Annotated in this window: 4 protein-coding genes; 2 read left to right on the top strand and 2 right to left on the bottom strand. The window is 64.0% G+C overall.

Going from position 1 to position 3,670, the window contains the following annotated elements; genetic code table 11:
* Both VMR39_RS21385 and VMR39_RS21380 read left to right on the top strand, forming a co-directional pair.
* The coding region (locus tag VMR39_RS21385; protein ID WP_325418880.1) for a YncE family protein at positions 1 to 1,173 on the top strand (1,173 nt) is incomplete at its 5' end.
* Positions 1,170 to 1,742: a DedA family protein gene (locus VMR39_RS21380; protein WP_037509276.1), complete on the top strand. Its 573-nt coding sequence runs from the start codon at positions 1,170 to 1,172 to the stop codon at positions 1,740 to 1,742. The genes VMR39_RS21385 and VMR39_RS21380, both read left to right, overlap by 4 nt.
* 67 nt (positions 1,743 to 1,809) lie before the next feature.
* Here the strand turns inward: VMR39_RS21380 and VMR39_RS21375 are convergent, their stop codons facing one another.
* Complete coding sequence (locus VMR39_RS21375) at positions 1,810 to 3,123, bottom strand: phospholipase D-like domain-containing protein (protein ID WP_037509278.1); 1,314 nt, start codon at positions 3,121 to 3,123, stop codon at positions 1,810 to 1,812.
* A gap of 66 nt (positions 3,124 to 3,189) precedes the next feature.
* Positions 3,190 to 3,670: universal stress protein (locus tag VMR39_RS21370; RefSeq protein WP_325418876.1), on the bottom strand; the 481-nt coding region annotated here is incomplete at its 5' end.

Genomic DNA, 3,670 nt, shown 5'->3' with positions numbered 1-3,670 from the left:
GGCATGGGCTTCTCGCCTGATCGCCGTACCCTGGCGGTCGTGTCGATCGGGTCCAACTCGGTCAGCTTCATCGATACCGCGACCAATGCCGTGAAGCACACCGCCTATGTCGGGCGCTCCCCGCATGAAGCCTTCTTCCGGCCCGATGGCCGAGAAGCCTGGGTGAGCGTGCGCGGCGAGGATTATATAGCGGTGCTCGACGGGACCACCTTCAAGGAGACGGGCCGTATTGCTGTCCCCAACGGGCCGGGCATGACGATCTTCTCGCCCGATGGGAAATATGGCTACGTCTGTTCCAGCTTCTCGCCAGAAACCGTCGTCATCGACACCAGGTCAAAGCGCATCGTTGGCCGCGTGAAGCAGGACAGCCCCTTCTGCCCCGACATCGCCGCCACGCCTGACGGCAAGCAGGTATGGCTGACGCTCAAGGACGTCGGCAAGGTGATGGTCTTCGACGCCAAGCCGCCCTTCGCCGTGATGAAGACGATCGACACCGGGCCGATCACCAACCACGTCAACATCGCCAGGACAGCTAAAGGCCAGTTCGCCTATGTAACGGTCGGCACGCAGAATATCGTCAAGGTCTTCCGGACCGACACTTTCGAACAAGTCGCCTCGGTGCCGGTCGGCGCGCTGCCGCATGGGCTCTGGCCCTCAGGCGATGGCAGCCGGATCTATGTCGGGCTGGAAAATGACGATGCAGTCGCCGTCATAGATACGGCCACGAACAAGGTCATTGCCACGATCCCGATCGGACAGGGCCCGCAGGGCGTCGCCTATGTGCCCGGCGCCGTGCCTTCGGGGCAAGGCCTCGACAACCTCGTGCCGCTCGCCAAGGCGCAGGGCAAAGTGCAGGTCGTGCTGGAAGGTCAGGGACAGAGCCAGGTGTCGCTGTTCGATCAGGGGCAGGTGCAGATCCTGCAGGCCGCGGTCGCCGGACTGGCGCCCAAGCAGACCTTTACGCTGGGTCTGGCGGCGCGTCAGGATGGTACTGATACAGTCGAGCCGCTGGCCAAGTTCATGACCAATCCGGCAGGCGCGGCGATCGTCAATGCGGTTGGCCCGATCCGGCAGATCGTCAAGGACGCCGCGCCTGCAGAGCGCCGCTTCCTCGTAATCCGTTCCGGCGCGCCGGATGAGGCAGGCGCGGTGGTCCAGCGGCAGAAGCCGTGACGCTTGAAGCGGTCCTTAGCCAGTACGGCCTTGCCGCTCTGTTCCTCGGCGCCGGGATCGAGGGCGAGACGGTGGTCGTGCTGGGCGGCGTGATGGTCCACCGTGGCCTGATCGCGTACCCGGCGGCCATCGCGGCGGCAGCACTCGGGTCCTGTATCGCGGACCAGATCTTCTTTGCCCTCGGCCGCCGGTTCCGCGATCATCGCTATGTTCGGCGCGTCCAGCAGAAGGCCGCGTTCCGCCGCGCCATCGATGTGTTCGAGCAGCGGCCAGTGCTGTTCGTGTTCGGCTTCCGCTTTCTGTATGGCCTGCGCACTGTCAGCCCCATCGCGATCGGCACGACCGCGCTTCCTGCCTCCCGCTTCATGGCTATCAACGCATTGGCGGCCGTGGTCTGGGCGACAGTCTTCGTGACCCTGGGTTACCTGTTCGGTGAGGGCATCGAGGCTGCTTTTGGCCGCGTCCGCGATGTGGGCCATGTTCTGCTGCCCGTACTCGCGGTGCTGCTCCTCGTCGGCCTCGCCGCACACTTCCGGCACCGCAGGCGCGAGGTCACAGCAAAGGACTGACGAGGCGAGCTAGATTTTCGCAGAAGCGGGAAACACGCGGGCGATCACGCCATTCCTCCAGCAAAAGTCAGTCGCTTCGGCGGATGTATCCTCGTTGGACATCCGCGAGAGGTCCGGTGGACGCTTCATCATGCAAGATCAGGCTGATCTCGGCATTCAGCATGAAGGAGCGAACATCGGCATTGCTGGATCCGATGACGGCCATGCGGCCATCGATCGATACGTTCTTCGCGTGCAGCAACCTGTCGCGGTAGAGGTGGAGGCGTACGCCCGCCTCGAGCAGTTCGCTATAATAGGATCGCTGGGCAAGGTTCACGAGCCGCTGGTCCACGACACGCGAAACGACGAGGTCGATCGCGACGCCGCGTGCGACCGCGTTCTTGAGCGCGGTCAGCAGGGCTTCGTCTGGGATCAGATAGGGCGAGACAATGGTGATATTCTCTTGCGCCTCGTGAACGAGTTCGACGAGCAATCGCTCATAGCCGGGCACGCGGTAGTCTGGCCCACTGGGCATCGCCTGCAATTCTGAGGCGCCTGAGGCATCGGGCACGGGCAAGGCCGCGATGGTCTGTTCGGTCTCAAGGAACAAGTCGCTGGCAAAGACCGCATCGAGCGCGCAGACAACCGGGCCTTCAACCCGCGCTACGAGTTCGTCATTTACGATCCCGGGCTTGAAATCGCGGTTCACAATATTCTGCGACCCTACGAAAGCGACCCTGCCATCGATCAGGCACAGCTTGCGGTGATTGCGCAGATCGCTTCGCGCACGGCGAAGCGCCGCGAAGCGAACCGGCAGGACCAGGCGGGCAGTGACGCCTCGGTCCGCCAGCATCGGTAGGCTGCGTTTTGCCCAAGGGCGCGAGCCCAGCGCATCGATCAGGACGCGGACATCGACGCCGCGTGCATGTGCGCGGCCAAGGGCATCTGCGACTTTCTGTCCCGTCCGGTCGTCTGCGAAGATGTAGGTCAGCAGATGCACCCGAACATGGGCTGCATCTATCGCCGTCACCATAGCGTCGATCGTGCCGTCATAGTCCTCAAGCAGATGGAGGGCGTTGCCCCCACAGTTTGGAAAACCGCCCAGCCATTGTGCAAGCACAGCTGTCCGGGAAGGCGCGCTTTTGCTGCTCATCAGCGCCTGCCCGGCACTCTCCCGCTCCGGCGCCGCCCGCCTGAAGCGGTCCCGCCGCCAGGATGGGAACGCGGCCCGGCCGATCAGGCGGTACAGGATGAAGGCGGGCACCGGCAAGAACAGCACGAGAAGCAGCCAACTGCGCGCCGCTTCGGGCGGACGCCGCACCGGAATGACCACCACCATGATGAGCCGGATCGCCCATTCGAGCAGCAGATAAGCGAGCGTCAGGTTCGGGATGGAGATCATCGCGCGATGCTACCTGTCTCTGCTGCGTCGTGTCGATGCGCCCGTCAGATCACGCCCCCTTCAACCTTAGCGAACCATCAGGAGCGGGATGTCCGCCTTGGCGAGCAGGTGCCGGGTGGTTCCGCCTGCGAACCATTCGATCAGCTGGTTATGCCGATAGGCTCCCGTCACAAGCATATCCGCTCCCGCCAGATGGGCCTCAGTCAGGAGTTGCTGACCAAGGTTTTCGTGCGAGCGCGGCACGACGTGGAGCTGGTGCGCAATCCCTGCATCGTCGAGCAGCGCTTCCAGCTTGAGCGCCGGATCACCTGCATCGCCGATCCGAATAGCGGTGACGTCAGTGGCGCCTTCCAACCAGGGCGTGGCCGCCTCGATGGCGCGCCTTGCCGCATCGGAGTCGCTCAAGCCGGCAGCCACACGCGAAAAGCTCTGACCGGGCTGGGGCTTCCAGGAAACCGGGACGATCAGCACCGGTTTCTGGCTATCGAACAGCGCGGCATGCAGGGCGTCCCCGCCGTCCATGTTTCGCTCGTGGGCGATCACGACC

The sequence above is a fragment of the Sphingobium sp. genome (genome assembly GCF_035511395.1).
GTDB lineage: Bacteria > Pseudomonadota > Alphaproteobacteria > Sphingomonadales > Sphingomonadaceae > Sphingobium.
This window is presented reverse-complemented; position numbering and strand designations above follow the sequence as displayed.